The 4,247-nt window shown below is 69.9% G+C and carries 5 protein-coding genes; 1 reads left to right on the forward strand and 4 read right to left on the reverse strand.

Features of this window, described 5'->3' with window-relative positions:
• Positions 1-179 precede the first annotated feature (179 nt).
• The 4 genes from VFG33_RS21190 to VFG33_RS21205 are packed head-to-tail and all read right to left on the reverse strand — an operon-like array spanning position 180 to position 3,341.
• Entirely contained in the window at positions 180-1,127 is a 948-nt protein-coding gene (locus VFG33_RS21190; protein ID WP_325054650.1) for a VWA domain-containing protein, read from the reverse strand.
• Positions 1,124-2,062, reverse strand: a complete 939-nt coding sequence (locus VFG33_RS21195) for a DUF58 domain-containing protein (RefSeq protein ID WP_325054651.1) — start codon at positions 2,060-2,062, stop codon at positions 1,124-1,126. The genes VFG33_RS21190 and VFG33_RS21195 overlap by 4 nt, the downstream gene beginning before the upstream one ends.
• Positions 2,059-3,042, reverse strand: coding sequence for an AAA family ATPase (locus tag VFG33_RS21200; protein ID WP_325054652.1), 984 nt, complete (start codon positions 3,040-3,042; stop codon positions 2,059-2,061). Before VFG33_RS21200 ends, VFG33_RS21195 begins: the two co-directional genes overlap by 4 nt.
• Entirely contained in the window at positions 3,039-3,341 is a 303-nt protein-coding gene (locus VFG33_RS21205) for a hypothetical protein (RefSeq protein ID WP_325054653.1), read from the reverse strand. The genes VFG33_RS21200 and VFG33_RS21205 overlap by 4 nt, the downstream gene beginning before the upstream one ends.
• Positions 3,342-3,474: 133 nt before the next feature.
• Here VFG33_RS21205 and VFG33_RS21210 point away from each other — a divergent pair, with 133 nt between their 5' ends.
• Positions 3,475-4,167 carry a response regulator transcription factor gene (locus VFG33_RS21210; RefSeq protein ID WP_325054654.1) on the forward strand — a complete coding sequence of 231 codons (693 nt, stop codon included), beginning with the start codon at positions 3,475-3,477 and terminating at the stop codon, positions 4,165-4,167.
• Positions 4,168-4,247 lie beyond the last annotated feature (80 nt).

The following is a 4,247-nucleotide window of genomic DNA, read 5'->3' on the forward strand; positions in this document are numbered from 1 at the left end:
GAGGGGGGTGCCGGCGGGGCGGAGGCCGGGGTGACGGCGAAGGGGGACAGCGGAGGCGGCGGGGCGTCCACGGGCGCGGTCGGAGGTGGTCCGGGCCGGTAGTGCGGGCCGCGGAAGGGCTGACCGAGATGAGGGCTCACAAGGACTCCTAGGTGCTCGAGGCAATGCTCAAGACGGGCTCAAGGCAGGCGGGAGAACCAGAGCAGCGAGGCCAGGCCGGCCAACAGCGCCGCGGCCAGGGCGATACCCGCCACCAGGTTGGTGATCTCGCGTTCCTCGGTGGTCCAGCCGATCGACGACTGGAGGTCGGAGTAGACGTCGCGGAGTTCCTCGTCGCTCTCGGCGGAGTAGAAGGAACCGGAGGTCGCCTCGGCCAGTCCCTGCAGGGACTCGGTGTCGGCGGGGACCGGGATGGTCCGGCCTTCGAGGTCGATCGTGCCGTCCGGGGTGCCGTAGGCGATGGTCGAGACCGGTACGCCGGCCTGCGACGCGGCCTGTGCGCCTTCGTCGATCGGACTGCCCGAGGTGTTGGCACCGTCGGACAGCAGCACGATCCTGGCCGGCGGCGGGTCGTTGGCCGCCTGGGCGTCCAGCGACTGGATGGCTTGCAGGCTGGTCAGTACGGCCTCGCCGATCGCGGTGCTGTCGGCCATCTGGAGGTTGCCGATGGCATCGACCGCCGCCTGGTGGTTCGTGCTCGGCGGCGACACCACGGTCGCGGTCCGGGCGAAGGAGACCAGGCCGACGTTGAACTGCTCGGGCAGGTTGTTGACGAACTCGGTCGCCGCCTCCTTCGCGACCTCGAACCGGTTCGGCGCGACGTCGGTGGAAGCCATCGAGTTGGACACGTCCATCGCCACCACCACTGTCGCCCGTTCCCGCGGTACCTGGACATCGGTGACCGGCCGGGCGATCGCGACGGTCAGCACCACGATCGCGGCCAGGAAGGCCAGGGCGGGCGCGTGCCGGCGCCAGCCGGGCCGGCGCGGTGCCACCTTCTCCAGCATCGGCAGCGTCGCGAACCGTACTGCGTAGGCGCTGCGCCGGCGTTGCGCGATGACGTACGCGACGACCAGCGCCACGGCCACCAGCAGCAGCCAAAGCCACAGCGGTTGCTCGAATCTCATCGGATCCCGGTCCTCCCTCGAGGCGTTCGGCGAACGTTCGCCCGGCGTCGGGCGGTGGCGAAGGCGGCGACGTCGCGAACCCAGTCGGTGTCGGTTCGCAACACCAGATGGGCGGCACCGGCCGCGCGGATCGCCTGTGCGGTCTCCGCTCGTTTCGCGGCCATCGCCGCGGCATAGCGTTCGCGCAGTCGTTTCTTGCTTGTCTGGATCTCGCGCCGGCGACCCGTCTCCGGATCCACCAGCGTGAGCAGGCCGACCTCGGGCAGTTCGAGTTCACGCGGATCGAGGATCTCGACGGCGATCACCTCGTGCCGCGCTCCCAGGCGCCGCAGGGGAACCGCCCAGTCATCACCATGGAAGTCGGAGGCGACCACCCGGAGTCCGGGCCTGGGGTGTTCCCGGTTCAGCCGCGTGATCGCAGTACCGAGGTCTGTGACCGGGTGCTCACCCAGCGCGGGGCGCGGCAGTGAGAGCAGGGTGCGGAGCGTGCGCCTGAGCGCCGCGGGCCCACTCCCGTCAGGGATCCGGGTCACTTGGTTGCCAAGAGCAACACGTACGCCGAGCCGGTTGCCGGGGCGGTCCGCGAGCAGTCCGACGGCGCCGACGATCGCGACGGCCAGATCGCGCTTCTCGCTGAGCGCGGTCCCGAAGTCCATGCTCGCGGACGCGTCCACCAGCGCCCAGGTCTCCAGTTCACGCTCGGCCAGCGGGGCCCGGACGTGCGGCTCGAGCGAGCGGGCGGTGACGTTCCAGTCCATCCGGCGGACGTCGTCCTGCCCCGCCTGGTACGGCCTGGCCTCGTTCGGCTCACTGCCCGGGCCGCTCCGCAAGCCGGTCATGTCGCCGTGCAGGAAGCCTTCCAGCTTCCGCTTGACCGACAGTTCCAGCGAGCGGAGCGCCCGTTCCCTCCCGGCCACCAGATCCGGACCAGTCATGCTGCGGAGCCTTGCGCGTCGTCAGCCGGTACTACGTGCGGCTGCTCCACGACACCCAGCACCCTCGACACCACCGCCCGCGGGTCGACCCCGTCGGCGAGCGCGTCGAACGTCAGGACCAGGCGGTGCGCCATCACATCGTGCGCGACGTCGTACACATCGACGGGCAGCACGTAGTCCCTACCGCGTAACAGTGCGAGCGCCCGACCCGCCGCGACCAGCCCGAGTGTGGCCCGAGGGCTCGCCCCGAACTCCAGTACGCCGCCGAGGTCGTTGATCCCGTACTGCTGCGGAACCCGCGTCGCGTGAACCAGCCGGACGACGTACTCCGCGACCGCGTTGTGCACGAAGACGTCTTCCGTTGCCTCCTGCAACTCCGCCACCATGGCCGGCGTCAGTACTGCGTTCGCGTGTGGCCGGTGCGAGCTCATCCGTTGCAGGATGGTGAGCTCTTCCATCGGGGTCGGGTAGTCGACCGTGATCTTCAGCAGGAACCGGTCCCGCTGCGCCTCGGGTAACGCATAGACGCCCTCGGACTCGATCGGGTTCTGCGTCGCCAGCACCAGGAACGGCTCGGGCAGCGGGTAGCTGACCCCGCCGATGCTGACCTGCTGCTCGGCCATCGCCTCGAGCAGGGCCGACTGGACCTTCGCCGGCGCCCGGTTGATCTCGTCCGCGAGCACCAGGTTGGCGAAGATCGGGCCGAGTTCGGTGTCGAAGCCCTCGGCCGACGGCCGCCAGATCCGGGTCCCGACGATGTCGCCCGGGACTAGGTCAGGGGTGAACTGCAGCCGGGCGAACCGGCCGCCGATCACCTCCGCCAGGGTCCGGACGGCCAGCGTCTTGGCGACCCCGGGGACCCCTTCCAGCAGGCAGTGACCGCGGGCCAGCAGCCCGACGAGCATCCGCTCCACCAGTTGGTCCTGGCCGACCACGACCCGCTTCACCTCGAAGAGGGCGCGTTCCAGTACTGCGGTCATGCGTTGCCCTGCGGGTTCGTCTCCGGCTGGGTCTCGGGCTGGGCCTGGCCCTGGCCGCCGTTCTTCTCCGGGCAGTCACGGCCGTCCGTCGTCGAGCCGTCGGCAGCCGAGCCACCGGGCGACGTGGCATCGGGGGTCGAGGCACCGGGCGACGGCGTGGTCGCGTCCTCCTCGATGGTGACGTATCCCTGCTCGGGCGTCGTCGGGTCGTTGCCGGCCGCATACGCGATGCCGCCGACACCCAGCGCGGCCGCTGCGATCGCAGTACCGAGCAGGAGGCGCTTGCCGGGGAGGTTCATGCCGAACTCCTTCGATCGGTGAGGTTGATGGACACCACACCATCAGGGGCCCGCGAAAACGTCAGGAAAGAAGACCGAAAGTCCGTCGAAAGCGTCCACCGTGGTTGCCGGTCGCCCCCGTTACCTTTAGGGGGTGCGACTACTGGTGGTTGAGGATGAGGAAGGCCTGGTCAGCGCTCTGCGCTCGGGACTCGGCCGGGCCGGCTATGCCGTGGATACTGCGCTGAACGGCGCCGAAGCGGTCGAGAAGCTCGCGACCACGTCGTACGACCTGGCCATCCTGGACATCACGCTGCCGGACACCAGCGGTCTCGATCTGTGCCGGGCGGTCCGCCGGGGCGAGATCGAGGTAGCGTCCGGGCGGGAGTTGCGGGTGCTGATGCTGACGGCCCGGGCCTCGCTGGCGGATCGGGTCCGGGGGCTCGACGAGGGCGCCGACGACTACCTGACGAAGCCGTTCGCCCTGGTCGAGTTGCTGGCCCGGATCCGCGCACTGCTGCGGCGGGACGTGACGAACGGGACGACCCAACTGCATGTGGGCGATCTCGTGCTGGACAGCTCGCGGCACCTGGCCACCCGGTCCGGGCGGGAGCTGGCGCTGACGCTGAAGGAGTTCGGGGTGCTGCGGTATCTGATGTCGCGGCCGGGGCACGTCGTCTCGGCCGAGGAACTGCTCGAACACGTGTGGGACGAGAACGCCGATCCCTTCACCCAGAGCGTGCGGGTGACGGTCGGCACGCTGCGGCGCAAGCTCACGGTGGAGGGCGAGGATCCCTTGCTGGAAACGGTGATCGGCCGGGGCTACCGGCTCAGAGGTGAGACATGAGAGCACGACTGCCGGCGTGGACCCAGACGATCCGGTTCCGGCTGACGTTGACGTACTCGGCCGTCCTGATCGCGCTGTCG

Origin of the sequence: Kribbella sp. (assembly GCF_035687465.1) — a bacterium.
GTDB lineage: Bacteria > Actinomycetota > Actinomycetes > Propionibacteriales > Kribbellaceae > Kribbella.